A 20,507-nucleotide genomic window follows, 5' to 3' on the forward strand; every position below is an offset into this window, starting at 1 on the left:
GCGGCAGGAGCGGTCCGATCACCGTCGCACCGGGTCCGAGAGACATCGGGAAAGGTAAGCCGGAGGGCCGGGAACCACCGCGCGATGAGACTCGCACGCGCGGAGACGCCGGACGGCATCGTCGAGGGCGAGTACGTCGACGGGACCCTCGAAACCGACGACGGGAGCTACGAGATCGGCGACGACGCGACCCTGCTCGCGCCCTGTGACCCGGACGCCCTCTTCTGCGTGGGACGCAACTTCGGCGAGAAGGTCGACCAGATGGACTACGAGGTCCCGGACGTCCCGGACTGGTTCATCAAGCCGCCACACAGCCTGCACCCGCCGGAGACGCCCATTCCCTACCCCGAGTGGACCGACGAACTGACCTACGCCGGCGAACTCGCCGCGGTCGTCGACGAGCGCTGTCACGACATCACCGAGGACGAGGTCGACGACGTCCTCCGCGGGTACACGGTCCTCAACGACATGGACGCGCTGGACCAGGAGCGCCGCACCGCGCGGAAGGCCTTCGACGGCTCCGGCCCGCTCGGCCCGTGGATCGAGACAGACTACGAACCGGTCGGCAAGGAGATGGAGACCCACATCAACGGGGAGCGCCGCCAGCACGACAATACGGAAAACATGTTCAACAAGCCCCGCGAGACGGTCGCCTTCCTCTCGGAGCGGTACACGTTCCGCCCCGGCGACGTGATCTCCTTCGGTTCGCCCGCGAACCCCGGCCTCGTCGAACCCGGCGACGAGATCGAAATCCGCTACGAGGGCATCGGTACGCTCCGGAACACGGTCGAGTGAGCGGCCGATTCAGGCCTCGCTTCCCTCGCCGAAGTTCCCGCGGTCGAGGGTCCAGTCGTACTCGTCGTAGGCCAGCGATGGCGTCGCGTCCGGCGGGATGCAGTCGAACTCGCGGAGGAGTTCGAGAATCCCCCGTTTCCCGCCGAAGTCGCCACGAAACCAGAGCAGCGTGCGCGGCACGGTGACCGTCTCGGTCGCCGGGTCGTACGCGACTTCGCTCCCCAGGTACGAGGCGGTCGCGAGGTCGAGTTCCTCGTCGATGCTCCCGGCGGTGTAGGCGGCGATGGGTGGGCAACTGGCTGCGCCGCAGTTCAGCGCGAAGTGGATGCGGGGGTCGCGCTCGCTCGGTTGCATCCGGCGGACGAACGCGCTCCGGGTCGGCCACGGGACGTACCCCAGCCCCCAGCGGTGGTAGCTACGCCGGAGGATACCGTGTTCCACGTCGTCGAGGCGCAACCGCCGGCCCGCGACGGGGACGACCTCGCGGCGGAAGAAGCGGTGTTTGTCGTACCGGTCGGGGTTCCGTGCGAGTTCGAGCTGGGTGACGGCGTTGTAGACGTTGAGCCAGAACGCCAACGCAGCGGCGTCGTCGGTCGTGGCCGCGTCGAGAACGCCCGCGTCGAGGTCCCGGAGGGCACGCTCCAGGTCCGTCGTCGGCTCACCGAGCTTGACCGCACGCAGGAGGTCGCGTGAGAGCCCCACCGGGTCCGCGCTCATCGACGGGCAGTCGGGCCGCCAGCGACAAAAGGGTCCGACGCTCGTGTTCGGCGGTCGTCAGACCGCGCCCGTGACAGCCGCGGTGACCGAACCGGCAGCCGGCGGGTGCCGACGACGGGGTCGGCGACTGTCCCGCTGTCGTCGCGTGTCACTCGCCATCGACCCGCGTCACTCGCCGTCGTCGATGTTGACGACGAGGACGGGGCGGTCGGCGGTCTCGACGACGCGTTCGGTGACCGACCCGAGTGCGGCGAGGCGGTCCCGGCCGGTGCGGCCGTGGGTCCCCATCGCCACGAGGTCGGCGCCGATCTCCGCCGCGTAGTCGACGATGGTGTTGTGGGGGATGCCCTCGCGGTGCTCGGTCTCGATCGCGATGCCGTCCTCCCGCGCCCTGTCGGCGGCCGCTTCGAGGGCGCGCTCGCCCTCCGCTTCGAGGTTGCCCCGGACCTCGTCTTTGGTGTCGTCCGCTGCGGCGAGAAAGAGCCGCTTGTCGACGACGTACAGCGCGTAGAGAGTCGCGTCGTTGTCGTTCGCGATCGAACAGGCGTGGTCGAGCGTCTTCGCGGTCCCGCTGCTCCCGTCGGTCGGGACGAGTATCCTGTCGTACATCGGTCACGCGGTTCAGTCCGCGACCACTTGAATTACCACCACTGCCCGGCGGACGGACACCCTCGATGCCGGCGGTGGAGCGTCCGCGACGGCGGGATTTCCCGCTCGCTCCGTCTCAGTGACAGTTGGCGACAGAGATAGGTGCGTTCGCAGTCACCTGTTTACCACTTGGTGGGCAGAATGTCAACGAGAACGGGACGGGCAGCCAGTGGCTGGAGGTGCCCCGGTGTCGGCGGCTGACAGCCCGATTCGGCTCGAACTGTACGTGCGGTCGCTCCACCCCGGAACTGCGGGGGACCGCCAGGAGACGGTCGTCGAGCGACTGCAGACGCTGGAGCGCGAGGGGGCCATCGACGAGTTTCAGGTGCTCGTATGGGGCGACCGGATGCCGGGGAGCCCGGCGGACGCCCGGACTGACGCGGGGCTGTTCGCGCTGAACCGCGCCGCCGTCTTCGCCGAGTGGGCCGACCGCAACGGCTTCACGGTCGACGAGTTCGAACACCAGCGGATCGAATCCCACCTGCTCGGGGAGACCTACCGGACGCTTTCGGTGCCGGTCATGACCCTCGCGGAGTACGCGGGTGCGGACCTCCGGTTCGTCGGACCCGTCTCCGGCCCCGAGGAGACCGTGACCGTCCTCGACAGGCTCGACCGGCTGGCCGCCGACGGCGACGACGCGGCGGCCGAGTACGAGTCGCTCTCCCGGACCTACGCCGAGCCGCCGGTCGGCCTCACGCTCGCGCCGAACGACGACTGAGAGGCGGAGGGAGTCGGCGGAAGTCGTAAGGACGCCGCGGCCCTATCAGTGGGTATGTCGAGCGACTCAGCGGACGGCGACGCGGCGGACCACGCGACGGCTGACGACCTGCCCGACTCCGATGCCGAGTGGCGCGAACACCTGTCCGAAGAGGAGTACCGCATCCTCCGGGAGGCCGGGACCGAGCCGAAATTCAGCGGCGAGTACGTCGACACCGACGCCGACGGCGTCTATCGCTGTGCCGGCTGTGGCGCCGAGCTGTTCGACTCCGGGACGAAGTTCAAGTCCGGGTCCGGGTGGCCGAGTTTCTACGACGCCATCGGGGACGGCATCGAGACGGAGCTGGACACGAGCCACGGGATGCGCCGCACCGAGGTCCGCTGTGGGACCTGTGACGGCCACCTCGGCCACGTCTTCGAGGACGGGCCGGACCCGACGGGAAAACGCTACTGCATCAACTCGCTCGCGCTCGACCTCGACGCAGAGGAGTAACCGGCGGCGGACGCCGGCCGTCTCGGCGCGGGGGAGTGGCGCTTATTCGATCTTGACGGTGAGGACCGGCACCGGCGCGCGCTTGACCACTTTCTGACTGACGCTGCCGACGACCGACTCCTGGGAGTCGTCGTCGTGGGTGCCCATCGTCACCAGGTCGATCGGGGCTGTGTCGATGTAGTCGAGGATCTCCTCGACGGGGTTACCACGCCGGAGTTCGGTCGTGGTTTCGACGCCCTCGTCGGCGAAGCGGGACTCGGCCTCGTCGATGGCGGCCTCGCCCTCGCTGCGGAACTCCTCGATGACTTCCTCGCGCATTCCGTCGGCCAGCGTCAGGAACGCGCGGTCGTCGACGACGTACAGCAGGTGGACCGTCGCGTCCCGGCGGTCCGCGGCGTCGAGCGTGTGCGGGAACACTTCCGAGAGCGACTCGGTCCCGTCTATCGGCAGCAGGATGTGGTCGTACATCTACCGGGGCGTTCTCGGTCCGCTCCCTTGATGGATTCGTTTCGGTCTCAGGGGACGTTCCCGTCGACCGCGTCGCGGACCTCGACGATTTCCACCTCGAAAACGAGGTCCTCGCCCGCGAGTTCGTGGTTGAAATCGACGCTGACGATGCCGTCCTCGACGGCGACGACCTCGCCGGGGAGCCCCTGCTCCGTCTGGACGGTCAGGCCGATTTCGGGCTCCTCGCCCTCGATCATGTCGCTGAACTCCGCCACGTCGTACTCGACGATCCGGTCCTCGGAGCGCTCGCCGTACCCGGCCTCGGGCGCCACCTCGACGGTCGCTTCCTCACCTTCTTCGAGGCCGCGAAGCCCCTCTTCGAGCCCTTCGACGATCCGCCCGGCACCGACTTCGACGGTCAGCGGCGAGAAATCCCGCTCCCCGGCGTCCGCGAGGTCCTGTTCGTCCGCGACCGACTCGTGGGACGTGTCGAACACGGTCCCGTCTTCGAGGCGCCCGGTGTACTCGAAGGTCACCGAGTCGCCGTCTTCGATTGCCATACAACCCACTGGCGGGCGGGGCGGTTAAGGCTTGGGCGATGGGGTCGAGCGGCCCCGAGACCCGACGCCAGCGACCGCCTGCTCACTCCAGTCCGAGGTCGTGTTGCATCGAGTTGCCGGGCCGGGGGACGCCCTTGACGGTCACGGTCTCGCCGGTCATGAAGGCGGCGGCGGGCGAGACGAGGAACTGCACCACGTCGGCGATGTCCTCGCCGTGGCCGATGCGGCGGTCGACCTGTTCGCGGGGCGGCATCTGGTCGCTCTGGATGCCCAGCGTCTCGGCGACGCCGGGGGTCTGGACGAGGCCCGGCGCGACGCAGTTGACGCGGATGCCGTCGTCGGCCCACTCGACGGCCAGCGTCTCGGTCAGGCGGATGATTGCCGCTTTCGAGGCGCTGTAGTGGCTCTCGTTGGGCGCGGCGTGCTGGCCGTTGACCGAGGAGAGATTGACGATACAGCCGCCGTCGCCCTCGCGCATGACCTCGCCGGCGACCTGCGTGCAGTGGAAGGTGCTGTTGAGGTTCAGGTCGACGATGGAGTTCCAGCCGTTGGGCGAGATGTCCTCGAAGGCGGCGACGAACTCCCCGCCGGCGTTGTTGACGAGGGCGTCCACGTCGCCGAACTCCTCGACGGTCTCCTCGACGAACGCCTCGACCTGGTCGCGCTCGCGGACGTTACACTCCACGGCGAGGGCGTCGCCCTCCGCTTCTTCGTTGATTCCGTCCGCGACGGGGCCGACGCGGTCGATATCGCGCGAACAGACAGCCACGTCCGCGCCGCCCGCCGCGAGCGTCTCGGCGATGGCACGACCGATTCCCTGACTGGCGCCGGTGACGATGGCCGTCTGGCCCGCCACGTCGAAGTCTGCCTCGTGCATCGCCCGGAATCGGGGCCGGCCGACGCTTCAGTGTACCGATTGGGGTGTGCGATACCACGGGCCGGCCACCGGTCGGGTGAGTCGCGATACCACGACTCGCGGGGGACTTATCAGTCCGGGGCTGCTTTATATGGTATGAGCGAAGACAGCGGGCGCCGGAACCTCCGGATGCCCAACAGCGATCAGTTGTTCGCGGTCGTGACGGAACACAACGGCGGTAATCACGTACGACTCCAGTGTGCCGACGGCAAAAACCGGATGGGCCGGATTCCCGGTCGCATGAAGTTCCGGACCTGGATCAACGAGCACGACGTCGTCATCGCCGAGCCGTGGGACTGGGACGACGACAAGGCCAATATCGAGTGGCGCTACGACGGCCAGGACGCCGACCAGCTCCGCCGCGAAGGCCACCTCGACGGCGAACTCTCCGCCTAATTTCTTCCGACGTCGGCGGTCACGCTCGGATTTCCGAGTGAGCCGCGACGCGGGTATTCCCGATCGAGCAGCGACGCGGCAATCCGCTGGACCAGCGACGCCGCCAATCGAACTGTCGAGCGGTAGTGACGGCACTGCTCGCAGATAGTCTCGAAGAAAACGCAGTCACGCGTGCCGCCGTGTGGCGACAGTACGGGAGTTTAGTTCTCGCGAACGACGTTCGTCGCGCGCGGGCCCTTCGGGGCCTGTTCGATGTCGAATTCGATCTCGGTCCCTTCGGTCAGATCCTCACCGCCAACGTCCTCCATGTGGAAGAAAACGTCCTCGTCCGAATCCTCAGTCTCGATGAAACCGTAACCGCCAGTGTCGTTGAAGAAATCAACCTTACCGTTTGCCATTGCGACTAGACGAACCGCCGACGCGGGGATAAGGGTTCCGACTTGTAATCCTTGTCGGGTTTTTTACGGACGTTCGTATTCGATTTACCCATTCTATCTTTCGTTTGTTTCGGTACAGCGGGGCGAGAGCGCCGCGTTCGTTCGGACGGTCACATCTCGCGGATTCTTCGATGGAATCGGCAGTTCCCGGCCGAAAACGCGACCGTCTGACGCCGTGATACCGGGTCGGCACATCCGAGGGGCTTTACGTCGGGGGGCAGTGTACTCCACGTGGATTCTGACGAGGTTCGCCGACAGTGGGCCGAACGATCCGGGGAGTACTCCCCCGAGTACTACGCCTATTACGGCCCGGACAAGCGGAGTGAGGCGGTACGGGAGCTGTTGAGTCGGTACGTCGACCGCGACGCGGCCGTGCTGGAACTGGGCTGTAGCTCCGGGCGACACCTCGCACACCTGCGGGACCACGGCTTCTCGGACCTGACCGGGGTCGAGGTCAACGGCGAGGCCTTCGACGTGATGGCCGAGGCGTACCCGGACCTCGCCGCGGAGGGGACCTTCCATCACGACGCCATCGAGGCGGTTCTGCCGGGATTCGACGACGACCGCTTCGACGCGGTCTTTTCCGTCGAGACGCTCCAGCACATCCACCCCGACGCGGAGTGGGTGTTCGGCGACCTCGCACGGATCACCGCCGACCTCCTCGTCACCGTCGAGAACGAGGGCGACGGCGACCCCACGGACCCGTCGACCGCGGACGTGAACTACGTCCACGACGAGTTCCCCCTCTACTACCGCGACTGGGAGCGCGTGTTCACGGCCCGGGGGTTCGAGACGGTCGCGACGCGCGCTCACGACCGGGATACGGTCCGGGCGTTCCGCGCCGGGGACGACTGAGACCCCCCGGGGAGCGGTCGCCGCTCACCTGTTTGGTGGCTGCTGTCTCGACCATATCGAGACGAGAGCAGCGAGAATAATCGACGCTTGGTTACTTCGGCAACTGCTGTTTGGGGGTGGGAGGGGGTCAACGGCGGTCCGGATACGGCGGCCGCCGGGCTGGCATGGTTGGTCATCCCGGGTGGTTATCCGCCCGCGCGCCGAACTACTGGATATGGCGACCGTCATGGAGTTCACGAGTCCGGCCGCGGAGTTCCCGCTCGGCAGCGTCTTCGAGGAACTGCCCGGGGTGACGGTCGAACTGGAGCGAATCGTCCCCCACGACGACTTCGACATTCCGTACTTCTGGGTCCGCGGTGGCGACGTCGCCGACATCGAGGACGCCTTCGGCGCCCAGGACGGGGTCTCCGATGTCGTGCTCGTCGACAGCGTCGAGGAGGAGTACCTCATGCGCGCCGAGTGGGACCAGGAGTACGTCGGCATCCCCAGCGCGCTCGCCGAGACCCACCTGATCGTCCTCTCGGGGATCGGGACGAGCGACGGCTGGCACTTCGAGGTCCGCGGCGAGACCAGAGACGACGTGAGCGCGTTCCGGAGTTACTGCCAGGAACACGACGTCGATATCGACATCACGGCAGTCCACGCCCTGCTCCCCATCCAGGGGGAAGGCTACGAGCTGACCGATACACAGCAGGAAGCGCTCGTCACCGCCTTCGAACTCGGGTATTTCGACTCGCCGCGGCGGTGTTCGATGGAGACCGTCGCCGACGAACTGGGCATCACCCAGCAGTCGTTGTCGTCACGGCTCAGGCGCGGCCACCGTCGGCTCATCGCCGCGACGCTCGTTCACGGGGCGACGAAATCCTGATAGGCGACCCCACTTGTACCCTCTGTATAGTAAGAAGCCCAACTGACCCGGCCGCGGCGATTCGTATGGGGTATGGTAGCCACGCAGGCCGGCGTCGAACTGGAATCGATGGCGTACGACAGCGACTCGGACAGCTACCGGTTCACGTTCGACCCGGAACGGACTCCACCGAGCATGGCCGTCGTCGCGGCGCTGTCCAGCGCACTGGACGTCGCGGCGATGGACCTAGACCCGATCTACGAGATGGTCGACACCGACGCACTCGACGCGCTCGTTTGCGTTCAGGACCAGAGTGTCGGCGACGTGACGGTGTCGATCTCCCACGCGGCGTACTCCCTCACCGTCCACAGCTACGGGCTCGTCACGATGGTCCCGGCGGACGGCGAGGAGACGACCGACTGGGCCGAGTCCTCCCTGGACCAATGACCGACGACACGACGCCGACGTCCGCCGCGGCACTGAACGCGGAACTCGCTGCGCTCCTCCGTCGGGCACGCGACAACGACGTCGACGTGCGCGGTGGCTGGACGTGTTCGGCTGACACCGACGGTCTGGACTGGGACGTCGTGGTCACCGAGGTCAGGGCCGCCGACCGAGCCGAGTAATCCAGTCGGGCGCCCCCTCACCCTTCTTTCGAGTGCGTTCGTCCTCGCTCCGGCCGACCGCCGGCGAGTCGCCTGACGGCTCCCGCGGCGACGAGGGCGATGGCGATTTCGAGCCCGCCAGCGGTCAGGAACGCGGTGACGTAGCCGTACTGGTCGGTGACGATCCCGCCGACGAGGAAGCCGCTCAGCATTCCGAGACTGCCGAAGACGTTGAACCCACCCATCGCCGCGCCACGCTCCGTCGGCGGGACGATGTCGGTGACGAGTGCCATCGTCGCCGGCGAGACGAACGCACCACAGACGCCGACGACGACCATCAGCCCGGCGGCGAGGAGATAGCCCGGCGCCAGCACGACGGCGATAATCGCCACGCCGTACAGCACCGACCCGGCGACGACCGGGAGGTATCGGCCGATCCGGTCCGACAGCGAGCCGGCCGGATACTGGACGGCGGCGAAGGGGACGAAAAAGAGCGCCAGCGTGACGCCCGCCTGTGCCGCATCGATGCCGAAGGTATCCCGGAAGTAGGCAACGCCGGTCAGCGCGAAGAAGCCGGCGGTCAGCCGGTCGATGTAGCCGAAGGCGAAGGGCACGAGCAGGTGTGGTCGCGTTCGGACGCGGTCGACCAGCGTGTCGACGGGGAGACCGTCCCCGGGGCTCCGGTCCGGGACCGTCGCCGCGAGGAGGGCACTTCCGCCGAGGAGCACCGCCCCGCCGTAGAGGGGGGCGAGCGGGTCGACCGCCGCCAGTCGGCCGCCGACGACCGACCCGAACGCCGCGCCCACGCCGATGGCGGTGCCGGCCGCGCCCATGTTCCGCCCGTGGCCGCCCGAGAGGTCCATCAGCATCGTGATCGACAGGGAGAACGCGCCGATGGTGAACGCGCCGCCGACGGCCCGCAGGACCAGCACGGCGCCGAACCCGAGGCCGATCCCCGGCGCCAGCGCGACGGTCAGATAGCTCGCGGCTCCGCCGGCGGCTCCGGCGACGACCAGCGGCGTCCGGGTGCCGAGCGTGTCGCTGAGAACACCCCACAGGGACGCACAGACGACGAACGCGCCGAACTCGGCGACGAGGAACCACGTCCCCGCGAGGATGCCGCTCCCGCCGCCGAGCGCGGCGACCGTCTCCGCCAGCCCCGGGTAGAGAAACACCTGTGAGACGAGGACGCTCCAGACGACGAGGGCGAGACGGGGTCGGTCACTCATTCGAGGACACCGGGTGGTTCGCGACGGGGCCGGGGAGTCGGGCTCAACGCGGGCGATTCGACCCCGCGACGGCGCTACTCCGGACTACCGGTTCGTGGGGAACCCACTCGAACGCTACGGAACGCGGTCAGTCCGTGTCGACGAGCGAGCCGAACAGATCCTCGGCATCGCCCGGCGTGTCGAAGTCGTGGAAGTGTTCGCCTTTCTCCTTGCTGAGGACGTTGAGCGCGGCGGCGGCGCCGTCGCCCGCCGAGATGACCGCCTGCCACTCCTCGGCGCGCACCATCGCCCCGGTCGCGTAGGCGTCCTCGACCGACGTCTCCATCGTCACGTCCACGTCGACGACGTCCTCGCCGGTGAACGCACAGCCGAGGTCCTCGGCGAGGTCGCGGTTCGCGCCCGTCGCCAGGACGAGGTAGTCGCCGGTCTCGTCCCCCGCGGCCGTCTCGGCGGTGAAGCCGTCGTCGGTGGCTTCGACGCTCGTCACGGCGGTGTCCTGGACGCGCTCGACGCCGAAGTCGTCGACCTGCTCGCGCAGGGTCTCCACGTAGTTCGACCCGTCCAGCGAGCCGATGCCGGGGTAGTTGAACAGGTGTGCCTTGTGCATCCACGTGTCGTCCGTGTCGAAGACGGTCGTTTCGAGGCCGTTTTTCGCGGTGAACAGCGCGGCACTGAGCCCCGCGGGACCGCCGCCGACGACGAGTACGTCTGCCATGGTAGAGTTGTCGGCCGTGAGCCGCATAAACCCACGCCCGGTGCGTGCGCTTCCACACAGCACCACGAGAACCGGCGACAGCGACGTGCCGACCACGAGGAGGCCGGGACCGTCGCAATCGCCTGGAGCTGGACTCCCCGAGGCCGTCCGCGCTAGATCCCGAGGAGGACTTTGGCGAGCCCGAGGAAGATGAAAAAGCCGAGTACGTCGGTCGCGGTGGTGATGAAGATGGTCGCCGAGGTCGCGGGGTCCTTGCCGACCCGGCTCAACACGAGCGGGATCAGCGTCCCGAAGAAGCCGGCGATGACGAGGTTGAGGACCATCGAGACCCCGAGGACGAGGCCCAGAAGCGGGCTCCGATTGAACACGGTGGCGATGACGGCGACGAGGACACCGGTGATCGTGCCGTTTGCGGCCCCGGCGATCACCTCGTTGCCGATGACGCGCCTCCCGGTCGAGAGCGACACCTGGCCGAGCGCGACGCCACGGACCGTGACCGCCATCGACTGGGTGCCGGCGTTGCCGCCCATGCCGGCAACGACGGGCATGTAGACCGCGAGCAGGGTGAACGCGGCGATGGTGTCCTCGAAGAGGCCGACGACCGCGGCCGCGAGGAAGGCCGTCCCGAGGTTGATGACGAGCCACTTGTACCGGCTCCTGATCTTCGCGAGGGGGCCGTCGAGGACGCTCTCCTCCTCGGCGACGCCGGTGAAATCGTAGAGGGTCTCGCCCGCCTTGGCCTCGATGACCCGGAGGAGGTCGGCCGCGTAGATCACGCCGAAGATGCTCCCGTCGTCGTCGAGGACCGCGACCGTCCGCTCGGGGTTCGACCGGAACACCTCGACGACCTCGGTGTCCGGGGCGTCGTACCTGACCGTCGGCGTCTCCCTGACGTAGTCGGTGAGACTGCCGACCTCGCCCTCGTCGATTGCAAGCGTCTGTCCCGGGAGTTCCCCGAGAAGGCGGTCACCGTCGGTCACGAAGATCGTCGGGAACCGGCCGGTCCGCTCCTCGTGACGCCGAACGCGAGCCCCGATTTCGCCGAATCCCCGGCTCACGTCGACGGTCACGTAGTTGAGATGCATCAGTCCCGCCGCGCTCTCCGGGCTGAACTCGAGCAGGAACGCGACTTTCTCCCGGCGGTTCTTCTCGAGTCGGGACAGCACCTCGGTCCGGGTGGCCTCGTCGGTGACGCCGAGGACGTCGGTCGCCTCGTCCGGGTCGAGCCGCCGGACGAAGGCATGGAGCTGGTCGGCGCTCATGTCGGCCACCAGCGACTGCCTGACCGTCTCCGGCAGGGCGAAAAACACCTCGCGCTGGCGGGCCTGTGAGAGGTCCCGGAATCGGTCCGCGGGCGCGTTCGAGACGGCGAGGTCCTGCTGGACGGTCGCGGCCTGTGGCATGGATGCTGTCCACCCGTGCAACGGGCATCGGAATAAAGTCCGGGTAGCCTGCCGGGACGAAGGTGCCCCATAACCAAGCCGTCCCCACCGTCCGTGACCACATGGCCGATCAGACGACGACCGTCGACTCCATCGCGCGCGAAGACGCCGCGGACCGACTGACGGAGATCGCGAGCGCACTCAGGACCGACGACAGGATCAGCGTCAGCGTCGGCAACAAAGACATCACGCTGGCGCCGACCGACTCTGTCAACTTCAGACTCGACGTGATCGAGAAACGAACTCGCTTCCGCGGTGACCGCGAGACGATCAGGATCGAACTCGACTGGAAACCCGAGTGAACGCACCGAGCCCCACGACAGCGGCGGCTTTTATGCCCTGGTAAAATGCGAAACCGGTTTACATCTTTAGGCGGGCCTAAATCGTATGGTGGGCGAGACGGACGGTGGCGGTGGACGGACACGGAGACAGTACCTGACCTGCGGCGGCGCGCTGGCGGTCGGTGGGGCCGTCGCGGGGTGTTCGGACCTGGTCGGTCAGGGTGGGACCACCGCCACGCCGGGGTGCGGGTCCTACACCGTCTCGATGTCGCCGCTGGGCGAGGTCACCTTCGAGTCGCCGCCGGAGACGGTGTTCACGCGGCTCACGCACCACGCGGACGTGGCGTTCGCGCTCGGACGCGGGGACACGATCAACGCGATGCACGTCCCGGACTACTACGACGGACTGTGGAACCAGTTCTTCGAGCGACTGCCCGGCGTCTCGCTGGACTGGACCGGGCAGTACTCCTCCTGGGAGTCGGACGAAGAGACGCTCTACGGCCTGAACAGGATATTCATCTCGCAGACCCGGCGTGGATCGCCAAACAGGACGCCTGGGACCGCGCCGACTTCGAGCGGGTCGGGAGCGACGTCGCACCGTGGTTCGGCAACTACCTCTCCGACCGGCACGCCGAGCCGGCCCCCGGGAGTGGCAGGTCGATGCCGGCAGTTCCGCCAGGTCGCCAGCCGTCGTCGAGGGCACCGTCTACGTGGTGAGCAGCCGGGAAACGATGGCCGTCGAGGCGGCGACCGGCGACTGCAGGTGGCGCTGTGAATCGCCGGCGTCGTCGGCACCAGCCGTCGCCGAGGGGCTGGTCTTCAGCGCCAGCGTCCACGACGTGCTGGCGAACGACTGCGAGAACGGCGATATCGTCGGCGTGTACTCATTCGCCTTTTGAGTACGACTGTCCTCTCTCAGCGGGTAGGCGCGATTCTCCGACGTTCGCTCACTTCTTCTCGCAGGTATATGGATGGAAAGCTGGCCTCGGCACTCACGACTCAGGATCTATCCATAGTGGATGTGTTTTGCACGGCTATAGAGCCCGTTCGTTCCGTTACTGTTCGTCCAGCATCTGGATGCCTTGCTCCACGATCGCCTCGGTCACGAACAGGCTCGTCTCACGTTGGAGTGCCCGCATGAGTGATGCCGCCTCGTCCCGATCGAGTGATCGCCGAGCGTGACCGAGGGCAATTACGCCGATAGAACCGTGTACTTCGACGCCAGCGTCGGATGCTACCTCTCTGGCAGCGAGGTCGTCGGTTAGGAGAACGACGCCCCGCTCTTCAGCGACCGCAATCGCGGCGCGTTCTCCGGTGTCCAGTTCTTGAACTCCGACTCGACTTTCATCGGCTTCGACGAGCTCGTACGAAAGGTCGGCCAGCCCGTCCGGAACACCACCGGCGTCGACCTCCTCGTAAACGGTCTCTGGAACGAGGAGTGTGTCAAACGTCGCGAGCAGTTCGAGCGAATCGATTTCGGCGAGGTGAATGAGCGGTCCTGTATCAGAGACAGCCGCGAGCGTCACGCGTTCAGGCCCCAGTCGACATCCTCCTCGACGACCTCCCGCTCTCGGTCCGCTCGCTCGACTTTCGTCCGACCGACACGTTCGATTGCTTCCTCGCGGTCGAGTTCGCCGTCGAGGTACTGTGCGAGCACGAGGTCCTCCCACAAGTCTTCGAGACCGCGTTCGAGTGCTCGCTCGAACACTTCGGATTCCGGAAGACCGCGAGCCTCCGCGATTTCTCGAACCCGATCGGAAATTTCGGCGGCCATACAGAGTGATTGCTCGGCAACGTTCATAAATCCGCGTCTGCCCGCCCGACGAGAATCTGACCGGGGCCCATGTCTACTGTGGCCACGACCAGACCCCGTCAGAGACACCGTCTACCCTGAAAAATAGCGGCCTCTGCACTCACGACTCACAATCTATCCATGGGGTACGTACTTTCCAACTCCCTTGAGATATCTACTCCGAAAGCAGTTCTCCGAGATGGATCGTGTCGCAACGGGAACGAATGGAACACGAAACCGCAACCCCTCAGACGAGAGTGGGATTCATTCTTGAGGGGCAGACCCCGATAACCTCAAAAATGCTTTGACCGTGGGCGATATACTGGCTGTATGTCAGAATCGACTGAATCCGATGAGATCGATCGGCTTCCGGTGTGGTCTGCGCAAGAGGATTGGTGCGCAGTGACGATCGGAATGGACGTCATCGGGTACAAGTGGCATCCAGTTATCATCGACCGATTGTTGAAACACGAGTCGCTTCGCTTCAACGAACTTTCCCGGGAGATCGGTGGCGCGATCACGAACAAAGTACTCTCGTCAAGTCTCGAAGATCTCGAAGAGAAAGACCTGGCCGAACGAACCGTCGTCAACGACAAGCCCGTCGAAGTCGAGTACTCACTTACCGAGCGCGGGCGGTCACTCGCGCCAGTGATCGAATCGCTGGAAACGTGGGCCGCAAACAACTTCCAGCCAGCGGAGTCCAAAGCGGAATCGATCGTAGACCACGAGGGATAGGTCAGTCCAGTGTTGGGCGTCAATATCGACGGCATGCCAGTGGCCCCGGGCTCGATCGTCCCATGAGCAAGGGAGAGATTTTGTGCCCCTCTGTCGAGACGGGATCCTCTTGCCAGCGGATTTATATCCAGGGTGTTTCGGGATCGACGACGCTATGATTGGGATCGCCCCGTAGGACAGCCGCAACTGCGCGGGCGACCCCTTCCGAGAGATCTCTCCGGCTCGCACGGGAGTACCACGCCGTATGCGGTGTGACGACGACATCGTCCCGTTCGAGAAGCGGATTATCGGGAGCAGGTGGTTCCGACTCGAGGACGTCGAGCCCTGCGCGAGCAATTTCACTGCTTTCGAGTGCTGCTACGAGAGCAGGCTCATCGATTACAGGGCCACGAGAAGTGTTGATTACGATAGCGCTCTCAGGGAGCCGCTCGAATTCGTCGACAGAGAACATGTGCCGCGTCTCGTCGTACAGTGGAACGTGAATCGAGAGATACTCGACTCGCTCGAGCAACTCGTCGAACGATACCTTCCCGACCCCATAGTCGCGCATCGTCGACGCATCGACATAGGGATCGGTCGCGATCACATCGACACCGAAGGTCCGGAGTTTAGCGGCGAGTCGACGCGCGATCCCACCGAAACCGACGAGTCCGAGTGTCCCGCTCGATAATCGATGGAGCGGGCGACCGGCTTTCCAGTCCCACGTTCCGGACTTCACTGCACGGTCGTACTGTGAGATTCCCCTGTTACACGCCAGAAGTAACGCGAACGCGTGTGTCGAGACCTCCTCAAGGGAGTAATCTGGGACGTTCACCACAGTGATATCATTGTTGACCGCCGCTTCGACGTCGATGTTGTCGACGCCGATACCCGCCCGTCCGACGACCTCGAGCGTGTCAGTGCGTTCGATGACGCGCCGTGTGACGGGTGTGGCCGCGTCGACAATGATTCCATCTGCACCGCTTACGGCCGCTTCAACGGCGGCTTCGGTCTTTTTGTCCAGCGTCTCGAGAGTCGCGCCAGCCGCCTCCAGAATCTCGACCTGATCGGTTTGGTCGACCGTCTTCTCGTCACAGAGTACGATTGTTGAGTCCATCGGTTTGTGCGGTGAGACGCGTCAGAGCTCCATCTGGGTTGGTCTGAGGAGGATCTCGTTGACGTCGACGTGGGGCGGTTGGCTGACCGCGTACCTGACGGACCGAGCGACATCAGCGGGGTCGAGCGTTTCCATCCACTCCGGTGGCAGACCCTCAGAGAGGTCGGTTTCGACGAACCCTGGTTCGATGTCCGTCACGCGAATGAACTCCGTATCCTCACCGGTGAACTCCTCGCGGAGTGCCTCGGAGAACCCGTTCACACCGTACTTCGACGCACTGTATCCGCTGGCGCCCGGGAACGATTTCCGTCCCGCAAGCGAGGAGATGTTGACGACGTGGCCCGAGCCCTGCCGTTGCATCAGCGGCAAGACTGCCTGGGTGACCTGCATCAAACCGTTCAGATTCACGTCTATCATCCGCTGGAACTCCGCCATATCCGCCTCTTCGACCCGGTTGAGCGCCATCATGCCAGCGCTGTTGACCAGGATATCGAGGCGACCGAAACTGTCCTGTATCTCCTCTATCGTCTCCTGTACGTCGTCTTCGTCGGTGACGTCCGTTTCGACGACGAGCGCAGTGCCACCTTCGGACTCGATGTGGTCTTCGAGCTGACGGAGTTTGTCTTTCCGTCTGGCGGCTAGTGCGACACGAACGCCCTCACGAGCGAGCGTCTTTGCCGCCGATTTCCCGATACCCGACGAGGCACCGGTGATGAGTGCAACCTTCTGTGCGGTCTCCTCAGCGTCTGAATCTGTGAGTGCAGCCATTGGTTTCGTTCCACTCGCACCAACGTCGGGGGCGATGATAAAGTATAAAGTATCTGATTGGTCACGAGGTTTCGCGGGCGAAACCACCGTACAGATACGAAGTCCCAGAGTGAACTCTGTTCGCCTGCTGACTAAGACGACTTCTTCAGAGGTAGCAGACGCGATTCTCTAACGGTCGTCGATATCTCCTCGGAGATCTGTAGATAGAAACGTGGCCTCGGCACTCACGACTCACAATCTATCCATAGTGAATGTGTTTAGCGAGCCTGTAGACACCATACAATACGTAACTTGTTCACTCTCTCTCTTGCTACTCCTCTCGGATGTGTCTTAGAATAGAAGAATCGAAACGCGGGCTTTCGTTCACGAACTCCCAAGCCCGTTCGACTGCGACTCTGAAGCGGTTGCTAACCTGCCGGTTCACGACGAAGGGTAACGAAGCAGCGGCCTGCTGGATTGCAGTACCTCGAACCCTCATACTCGGAATCCTCGGGTTCAGAACAGACACGTTCTGCGACTAGCTTATCATCTCGTCAACAGACATGTGGGCTCTGTGGCTTGAGAAGGACCCCGGTGTATCCCTCGGCCTCCAGCCGTGGAACCGCGTTTCGTCGAAGTCTCTCGGTTTGTGGAGTGAACAGTGGAGATGATACTCGATCCTTTTTATAACGGAGAGTGTTTGGTTAGATCGATGGATCAGTGGTCCCGTCGTGAACTCGTCCGGATTGCAACGGTCGGAGCGGGAGCGGGAATTGCCGGGTGTAACGCCCTTTCGCCGTCGGAGTCGACCGAGGACGATCCCCAGACGGAACAAGCCGGACAAAAATCCGCACGTAGATTCGAGCCCATATCGGGGCGAGTTGTCGACATAGACGGCGAGGAGATCACCGGTGCGACGCTGAACGCGATCGTCCCAGGGAGAGGATCCGTAGCCGAGACGACCACTGATGAGCAAGGCCGATTCGAACTAGTGGAGCTCGACGGACCTATCTGGCTTCGCGCAACGAAAACGGGTTTTATCGGACGGACTGTCGCCGTGGCCCCGGGAACAACTCCTCGCATCAGACTCTCTCCTCGTGAGGGAACAGTCGCGCTCAGTTTCGGCGGCGACGTGATGTTTGGCCGTCGGTTCTACGAGGACGACCACCCTCTCGAGCCGCACTTCCAGATTCGACCCGATGACCGGCTGGAATCACACCGGAGGATACTACAGTACATCTCTCCCCTCTTACAGGACGCCGATCTCACGTCAGTGAATCTCGAAACACCGCTGACGACGACGGCATGGAGACACCCATCGAAACGGTACCACTTCGTATCGCACCCGGACGCCGCACCCGCGATGGCCGATGCCGGGATTGACTACGTCGCACTCGGGAACAACCACACGCTCGACGCGCTGACGCCGGGGTTGGATGAGACAGTACAGGCACTCTCCGCTGCTGGGATCGAACGGTCTGGTGCCGGCAGATCCAGCACAGAAGCGTGGGAACCGACGTACTTCGAGCGGCGGGGACTTACCATCGGCTTGGTCTCCTGTACGACCGTTACGGGTGACCAGTACGATATCGACTGGGCAGCCGACGACAACCAGTCCGAGACATACTCAGTGTCGGGAGACGACGCGGCCGGGATACCCGACACTGAGCAACTGACGTTCTCCGGAAGTGCCGGGGTAGCAGCGGCGACTCGCGACCGAATATCCCGGACGGTATCGGAGGTGGATGCGAACGCGGACGTAACCGTCGTCCAGATCCACGGCGGCTCCGAGTATCAACAGGAACCGACCGACGAAATCAGACGCCTCACCGAAACGGCAAAGACAGCCGGTGCAGACGTTGTCGTCAATCACCATCCACACGTAACCGGTGGACTAGAACTACGAGGTGGGACACTGGTTGCGTGGACGCTTGGAAACCTCGTGTTCGATCAAGAGTTCTGGTCGACGTTTCCGTCGTATCTCTTGACGGTCCACGTCACTGCCGATGGAATTACCAGAGCGTACGTTGACCCGCTGTTGGTTGAAGGATACGTTCCGAAAGGAGTGGTCGACAAACCGAGGACGTGGCAACTCCGAGAAACTGCCGCGTTGTCGTCCGATGAGTTCTCACTTGACCACGACAGGCTGGAATACGTCGCAAAAGACGAGACACCGGCCCAGACGGCAACCCGAACGCTGGACGGAGACGGGACGATTTACACGCGGAACTCGGGATGGGTCAACCGAGTCGTAGACGGGGCGGAGTCTGTCGAACTGGGCCGTGACCTGCTTCCGACTGGGACGTTCGACGACCCTGATATCGACGACGAACGGCACGAAGGTCCATTGTGGCGGTTCGGTCGTGGGGGTGACTCCAACGGTCCGGAGTTCGGATACGACGGGAGTGGCGGGATTCAACTCTCTCGAACCGCAGATAACACCGAACGGTCGATTTTGACGACCGCTGCACGTGTCCCGCTAGCCGGACCGACGACACTTCTCGGCCAGTACCGCCACGAGACGGACACCCGACTGGAACTGCTCGTGCGATGGTACGAGTCGACCAGTGGTTCGGCACTCGATTCAGTGTCGATCGACCTCGACCGAACGACTGGCTGGGAACGTCTCGAACAGTCACTGTCGACACCCGAGGAAGCTACCCACGTCCGCGTTTACTTCCGTCTCTATCCTCCTGACGAAGGAGAGAAACGCGTCGCCAACTTCGACAACATTCAGTTGGTCGAATGGACCGATTCAGCGACCAGCGGCGGCAAAGACTACGATTTCCTCCGCGTACACGAGTCCTCGACCATCGAGTTTACATCGAGTAGCCAACCTGACGAGGCTATTTCGTGGGAAGCTCTCGATTAATCTATCTCGGCACGGAACGAGAGTGATATCGACGAACCTGGGCAAGAAATCGGCCAAGTGGTGTTTGACCTCTACGACCTCGAGGATCAAAATGGACAGGAACACGTAAACAGGTACAACGGTCAGCATGATTCCGTTCGGCCGCTAGACCCGCCGGAGTGACCTCTGTTTAATCACTAATTTTCAATTGTCCTCTCTCAGCGGGTAGCAGACGCGATTTTCCAACGTTCATACACTTCTCCTCGCAAATGTATGGATAGAAAGCTGGCCTCGGCACTCATAGGGCTCGTCACGGCCGGGTGTCGAGGCCGGCTCGGAACCGCTATTCGTCATCGGCCGGCCGCCGCTACGCGAGCGAGAGCAAAAGGTCGGTCGGTCACTCGTCGGCGGCCATGAACGAGACGACGGCACCGTCCACGTCGCCGTTGTCGTCGCGCAGCGGGGCGCCGTGGACGACGATGTCGCGAACGCAGCCGTCGCCGGTCCGGACGGTATAGCGCTCGTCGTGGATCGTCTCGCCGGCGACGATTCGACTGTACGGGAGCGCGCCCAGGGGAACGTGGTCGCCGTCGGCGTCGGTCAGTTCCCAATCGGATTCGGGATAGGCCGCCGCGTCGAGTTCGCTCGCGTCGGTGCCGAGGACCGCCGTGGCACGCTCGTTTGCGAGCATCACGTCACCGTCGCGGTTGTGGACGACGATGGCGACGGGCGCGGCCCGCACGATCCGCTCGGAGAGTCGTTCCTGGGCGTCGAGTTTCTTCGCGGTCCGGTAGCCCGCCACGGCGTTCTCGATGCGGTTCGCCAGCAGCGCGTACGTGTCCGACCCTGCCCCCTTCTGGAGGTAGTCGGTCACGCCGGCGGAGATGGCACGACTGGCGATGGCCTCGCTCCCCTTCCCGGTAAAGAGGATGAACGGCACGTCGTCGGATTCGTCACGGACGGCTTCGAGCAACTCCAGCCCGTCCATGTGGGGCATGTCGTAATCGCTGACGACGCAGTCGATGTCGGTCTCCAGGTGGTCGAGGGCGTCCCGCGGGTCGGTCTCCGTGACGACCTCGAACGGGCCGGCGGTCTCCAGTTTGAGTTCCACGACCTCGGCGAACGCCTCGTCGTCCTCCACGTGGAGGACTCGGATCGGCGCCGACTCATCGTCCATGGTGCGCGA

The 20,507-nt window shown here is 64.6% G+C and carries 26 protein-coding genes and 1 pseudogene; 13 read left to right on the top strand and 14 right to left on the bottom strand.

Features of this window, described 5'->3' with window-relative positions; translation table 11 throughout:
- The first annotated feature begins 84 nt into the window (after positions 1 to 84).
- Positions 85 to 795, top strand: a complete 711-nt coding sequence (locus MUG96_RS15355; RefSeq protein ID WP_246984124.1) for a fumarylacetoacetate hydrolase family protein — start codon at positions 85 to 87, stop codon at positions 793 to 795.
- Positions 796 to 804: 9 nt separating this feature from the next.
- On the opposite strand, the gene MUG96_RS15360 is transcribed toward MUG96_RS15355, so the two are convergent.
- Positions 805 to 1,512, bottom strand: coding sequence for a DUF547 domain-containing protein (locus tag MUG96_RS15360; protein WP_246984126.1), 708 nt, complete (start codon positions 1,510 to 1,512; stop codon positions 805 to 807).
- A gap of 168 nt (positions 1,513 to 1,680) precedes the next feature.
- Positions 1,681 to 2,121 carry a universal stress protein gene (locus MUG96_RS15365; protein ID WP_246984128.1) on the bottom strand — a complete coding sequence of 147 codons (441 nt, stop codon included), beginning with the start codon at positions 2,119 to 2,121 and terminating at the stop codon, positions 1,681 to 1,683.
- Between the two features lie 226 nt (positions 2,122 to 2,347).
- On the opposite strand from MUG96_RS15365, the gene MUG96_RS15370 reads away from it, so the two are divergent.
- A complete protein-coding gene (locus MUG96_RS15370; protein WP_246984130.1) occupies positions 2,348 to 2,878 on the top strand; it encodes an HTH domain-containing protein in 531 nt (176 codons plus the stop codon).
- A gap of 54 nt (positions 2,879 to 2,932) precedes the next feature.
- Positions 2,933 to 3,370, top strand: coding sequence for a peptide-methionine (R)-S-oxide reductase MsrB (gene msrB, locus MUG96_RS15375; RefSeq protein ID WP_246984131.1), 438 nt, complete (start codon positions 2,933 to 2,935; stop codon positions 3,368 to 3,370).
- A gap of 42 nt (positions 3,371 to 3,412) precedes the next feature.
- On the opposite strand, the gene MUG96_RS15380 is transcribed toward msrB, so the two are convergent.
- From MUG96_RS15380 to MUG96_RS15390, 3 genes are all read right to left on the bottom strand, one after another.
- The gene (locus MUG96_RS15380) at positions 3,413 to 3,838 is read right to left on the bottom strand and encodes a universal stress protein (protein ID WP_246984132.1); all 426 of its coding nucleotides are present in this window, start codon (positions 3,836 to 3,838) and stop codon (positions 3,413 to 3,415) included.
- Between the two features lie 47 nt (positions 3,839 to 3,885).
- Positions 3,886 to 4,377, bottom strand: a complete 492-nt coding sequence (locus tag MUG96_RS15385; protein WP_246984133.1) for an FKBP-type peptidyl-prolyl cis-trans isomerase — start codon at positions 4,375 to 4,377, stop codon at positions 3,886 to 3,888.
- Between the two features lie 82 nt (positions 4,378 to 4,459).
- On the bottom strand, positions 4,460 to 5,254 hold the full coding sequence (locus MUG96_RS15390; protein ID WP_246984134.1) for an SDR family NAD(P)-dependent oxidoreductase: 795 nt from the start codon (positions 5,252 to 5,254) through the stop codon (positions 4,460 to 4,462).
- A gap of 135 nt (positions 5,255 to 5,389) precedes the next feature.
- On the opposite strand from MUG96_RS15390, the gene MUG96_RS15395 reads away from it, so the two are divergent.
- Positions 5,390 to 5,689 (top strand): translation initiation factor eIF-1A, encoded by a 300-nt coding sequence (locus tag MUG96_RS15395; protein WP_256465389.1) that lies wholly within the window; start codon positions 5,390 to 5,392, stop codon positions 5,687 to 5,689.
- Between the two features lie 200 nt (positions 5,690 to 5,889).
- Here MUG96_RS15395 and MUG96_RS15400 read toward each other — a convergent pair whose 3' ends face one another.
- Complete coding sequence (locus tag MUG96_RS15400) at positions 5,890 to 6,087, bottom strand: cold-shock protein (protein ID WP_246984135.1); 198 nt, start codon at positions 6,085 to 6,087, stop codon at positions 5,890 to 5,892.
- A gap of 270 nt (positions 6,088 to 6,357) precedes the next feature.
- On the opposite strand from MUG96_RS15400, the gene MUG96_RS15405 reads away from it, so the two are divergent.
- The 4 genes from MUG96_RS15405 (at position 6,358) to MUG96_RS15420 (ending at position 8,454) form a co-directional block, all read left to right on the top strand.
- The gene (locus MUG96_RS15405) at positions 6,358 to 6,981 is read left to right on the top strand and encodes a class I SAM-dependent methyltransferase (RefSeq protein WP_246984136.1); all 624 of its coding nucleotides are present in this window, start codon (positions 6,358 to 6,360) and stop codon (positions 6,979 to 6,981) included.
- Positions 6,982 to 7,195: 214 nt separating this feature from the next.
- Positions 7,196 to 7,849 (top strand): helix-turn-helix domain-containing protein, encoded by a 654-nt coding sequence (locus MUG96_RS15410; protein ID WP_246984137.1) that lies wholly within the window; start codon positions 7,196 to 7,198, stop codon positions 7,847 to 7,849.
- Positions 7,850 to 7,921: 72 nt separating this feature from the next.
- Positions 7,922 to 8,275 (top strand): HalOD1 output domain-containing protein, encoded by a 354-nt coding sequence (locus tag MUG96_RS15415; RefSeq protein ID WP_246984138.1) that lies wholly within the window; start codon positions 7,922 to 7,924, stop codon positions 8,273 to 8,275.
- Positions 8,272 to 8,454, top strand: a complete 183-nt coding sequence (locus tag MUG96_RS15420; protein WP_246984139.1) for a hypothetical protein — start codon at positions 8,272 to 8,274, stop codon at positions 8,452 to 8,454. The genes MUG96_RS15415 and MUG96_RS15420 overlap by 4 nt, the downstream gene beginning before the upstream one ends.
- Before the next feature lie 17 nt (positions 8,455 to 8,471).
- Here MUG96_RS15420 and MUG96_RS15425 read toward each other — a convergent pair whose 3' ends face one another.
- From MUG96_RS15425 to MUG96_RS15435, 3 genes are all read right to left on the bottom strand, one after another.
- The gene (locus tag MUG96_RS15425; protein WP_246984140.1) at positions 8,472 to 9,662 is read right to left on the bottom strand and encodes an MFS transporter; all 1,191 of its coding nucleotides are present in this window, start codon (positions 9,660 to 9,662) and stop codon (positions 8,472 to 8,474) included.
- Between the two features lie 127 nt (positions 9,663 to 9,789).
- On the bottom strand, positions 9,790 to 10,377 hold the full coding sequence (locus tag MUG96_RS15430) for an NAD(P)/FAD-dependent oxidoreductase (protein ID WP_246984141.1): 588 nt from the start codon (positions 10,375 to 10,377) through the stop codon (positions 9,790 to 9,792).
- 152 nt (positions 10,378 to 10,529) lie between these two features.
- Positions 10,530 to 11,780 carry a magnesium transporter gene (locus MUG96_RS15435; RefSeq protein ID WP_246984142.1) on the bottom strand — a complete coding sequence of 417 codons (1,251 nt, stop codon included), beginning with the start codon at positions 11,778 to 11,780 and terminating at the stop codon, positions 10,530 to 10,532.
- Positions 11,781 to 11,881: 101 nt separating this feature from the next.
- Here MUG96_RS15435 and MUG96_RS15440 point away from each other — a divergent pair, with 101 nt between their 5' ends.
- From MUG96_RS15440 to MUG96_RS15450, 3 genes and pseudogenes are all read left to right on the top strand, one after another.
- Positions 11,882 to 12,121: an amphi-Trp domain-containing protein gene (locus MUG96_RS15440; protein WP_246984144.1), complete on the top strand. Its 240-nt coding sequence runs from the start codon at positions 11,882 to 11,884 to the stop codon at positions 12,119 to 12,121.
- Positions 12,122 to 12,206: 85 nt separating this feature from the next.
- Positions 12,207 to 12,748: pseudogene (locus tag MUG96_RS15445) on the top strand (ABC transporter substrate-binding protein); the annotation flags it as partial.
- Entirely contained in the window at positions 12,700 to 12,999 is a 300-nt protein-coding gene (locus tag MUG96_RS15450) for an outer membrane protein assembly factor BamB family protein (RefSeq protein ID WP_246984146.1), read from the top strand. The pseudogene MUG96_RS15445 and the gene MUG96_RS15450, both read left to right, overlap by 49 nt.
- Before the next feature lie 156 nt (positions 13,000 to 13,155).
- Here MUG96_RS15450 and MUG96_RS15455 read toward each other — a convergent pair whose 3' ends face one another.
- A complete protein-coding gene (locus MUG96_RS15455) occupies positions 13,156 to 13,626 on the bottom strand; it encodes a PIN domain-containing protein (protein WP_246984148.1) in 471 nt (156 codons plus the stop codon).
- Positions 13,623 to 13,874: a hypothetical protein gene (locus tag MUG96_RS15460; protein ID WP_246984150.1), complete on the bottom strand. Its 252-nt coding sequence runs from the start codon at positions 13,872 to 13,874 to the stop codon at positions 13,623 to 13,625. Before MUG96_RS15460 ends, MUG96_RS15455 begins: the two co-directional genes overlap by 4 nt.
- A gap of 432 nt (positions 13,875 to 14,306) precedes the next feature.
- Between MUG96_RS15460 and MUG96_RS15465 the strand changes: the two genes are divergently transcribed.
- Positions 14,307 to 14,627, top strand: coding sequence for a winged helix-turn-helix transcriptional regulator (locus tag MUG96_RS15465; protein ID WP_246984152.1), 321 nt, complete (start codon positions 14,307 to 14,309; stop codon positions 14,625 to 14,627).
- A 121-nt stretch (positions 14,628 to 14,748) separates the two neighbouring features.
- Here the strand turns inward: MUG96_RS15465 and MUG96_RS15470 are convergent, their stop codons facing one another.
- Together MUG96_RS15470 and MUG96_RS15475 are read right to left on the bottom strand one after the other, a co-directional pair.
- Positions 14,749 to 15,723, bottom strand: a complete 975-nt coding sequence (locus MUG96_RS15470) for a C-terminal binding protein (protein WP_246984154.1) — start codon at positions 15,721 to 15,723, stop codon at positions 14,749 to 14,751.
- A gap of 21 nt (positions 15,724 to 15,744) precedes the next feature.
- The gene (locus MUG96_RS15475; protein WP_246984156.1) at positions 15,745 to 16,491 is read right to left on the bottom strand and encodes an SDR family oxidoreductase; all 747 of its coding nucleotides are present in this window, start codon (positions 16,489 to 16,491) and stop codon (positions 15,745 to 15,747) included.
- Between the two features lie 691 nt (positions 16,492 to 17,182).
- Here MUG96_RS15475 and MUG96_RS15480 point away from each other — a divergent pair.
- Complete coding sequence (locus MUG96_RS15480) at positions 17,183 to 19,342, top strand: CapA family protein (protein WP_246984158.1); 2,160 nt, start codon at positions 17,183 to 17,185, stop codon at positions 19,340 to 19,342.
- 376 nt (positions 19,343 to 19,718) lie between these two features.
- Here the strand turns inward: MUG96_RS15480 and MUG96_RS15485 are convergent, their stop codons facing one another.
- Entirely contained in the window at positions 19,719 to 20,498 is a 780-nt protein-coding gene (locus MUG96_RS15485) for a response regulator (RefSeq protein ID WP_246984161.1), read from the bottom strand.
- Positions 20,499 to 20,507 lie beyond the last annotated feature (9 nt).

Source organism: Halorientalis marina (assembly GCF_023028345.1).
GTDB classification, from domain to species: domain Archaea; phylum Halobacteriota; class Halobacteria; order Halobacteriales; family Haloarculaceae; genus Halorientalis; species Halorientalis marina.

What these genes read in the sequence shown, in the direction of transcription:
- MUG96_RS15355 (WP_246984124.1), top strand. Translation starts at nt 85, where the DNA reads ATGAGACTCGCACGCGCGGAGACGCCGGACGGCATCGTCGAGGGCGAG.
- MUG96_RS15360 (WP_246984126.1), bottom strand. Translation starts at nt 1,512, where the DNA reads ATGAGCGCGGACCCGGTGGGGCTCTCACGCGACCTCCTGCGTGCGGTC.
- MUG96_RS15365 (WP_246984128.1), bottom strand. Translation starts at nt 2,121, where the DNA reads ATGTACGACAGGATACTCGTCCCGACCGACGGGAGCAGCGGGACCGCG.
- msrB (WP_246984131.1), top strand. Translation starts at nt 2,933, where the DNA reads ATGTCGAGCGACTCAGCGGACGGCGACGCGGCGGACCACGCGACGGCT.
- MUG96_RS15380 (WP_246984132.1), bottom strand. Translation starts at nt 3,838, where the DNA reads ATGTACGACCACATCCTGCTGCCGATAGACGGGACCGAGTCGCTCTCG.
- MUG96_RS15385 (WP_246984133.1), bottom strand. Translation starts at nt 4,377, where the DNA reads ATGGCAATCGAAGACGGCGACTCGGTGACCTTCGAGTACACCGGGCGC.
- MUG96_RS15390 (WP_246984134.1), bottom strand. Translation starts at nt 5,254, where the DNA reads ATGCACGAGGCAGACTTCGACGTGGCGGGCCAGACGGCCATCGTCACC.
- MUG96_RS15395 (WP_256465389.1), top strand. Translation starts at nt 5,390, where the DNA reads ATGAGCGAAGACAGCGGGCGCCGGAACCTCCGGATGCCCAACAGCGAT.
- MUG96_RS15400 (WP_246984135.1), bottom strand. Translation starts at nt 6,087, where the DNA reads ATGGCAAACGGTAAGGTTGATTTCTTCAACGACACTGGCGGTTACGGT.
- MUG96_RS15410 (WP_246984137.1), top strand. Translation starts at nt 7,196, where the DNA reads ATGGCGACCGTCATGGAGTTCACGAGTCCGGCCGCGGAGTTCCCGCTC.
- MUG96_RS15415 (WP_246984138.1), top strand. Translation starts at nt 7,922, where the DNA reads ATGGTAGCCACGCAGGCCGGCGTCGAACTGGAATCGATGGCGTACGAC.
- MUG96_RS15420 (WP_246984139.1), top strand. Translation starts at nt 8,272, where the DNA reads ATGACCGACGACACGACGCCGACGTCCGCCGCGGCACTGAACGCGGAA.
- MUG96_RS15425 (WP_246984140.1), bottom strand. Translation starts at nt 9,662, where the DNA reads ATGAGTGACCGACCCCGTCTCGCCCTCGTCGTCTGGAGCGTCCTCGTC.
- MUG96_RS15430 (WP_246984141.1), bottom strand. Translation starts at nt 10,377, where the DNA reads ATGGCAGACGTACTCGTCGTCGGCGGCGGTCCCGCGGGGCTCAGTGCC.
- MUG96_RS15435 (WP_246984142.1), bottom strand. Translation starts at nt 11,780, where the DNA reads ATGCCACAGGCCGCGACCGTCCAGCAGGACCTCGCCGTCTCGAACGCG.
- MUG96_RS15440 (WP_246984144.1), top strand. Translation starts at nt 11,882, where the DNA reads ATGGCCGATCAGACGACGACCGTCGACTCCATCGCGCGCGAAGACGCC.
- MUG96_RS15460 (WP_246984150.1), bottom strand. Translation starts at nt 13,874, where the DNA reads ATGGCCGCCGAAATTTCCGATCGGGTTCGAGAAATCGCGGAGGCTCGC.
- MUG96_RS15465 (WP_246984152.1), top strand. Translation starts at nt 14,307, where the DNA reads ATGGACGTCATCGGGTACAAGTGGCATCCAGTTATCATCGACCGATTG.
- MUG96_RS15470 (WP_246984154.1), bottom strand. Translation starts at nt 15,723, where the DNA reads ATGGACTCAACAATCGTACTCTGTGACGAGAAGACGGTCGACCAAACC.
- MUG96_RS15475 (WP_246984156.1), bottom strand. Translation starts at nt 16,491, where the DNA reads ATGGCTGCACTCACAGATTCAGACGCTGAGGAGACCGCACAGAAGGTT.
- MUG96_RS15480 (WP_246984158.1), top strand. Translation starts at nt 17,183, where the DNA reads ATGGATCAGTGGTCCCGTCGTGAACTCGTCCGGATTGCAACGGTCGGA.
- MUG96_RS15485 (WP_246984161.1), bottom strand. Translation starts at nt 20,498, where the DNA reads ATGGACGATGAGTCGGCGCCGATCCGAGTCCTCCACGTGGAGGACGAC.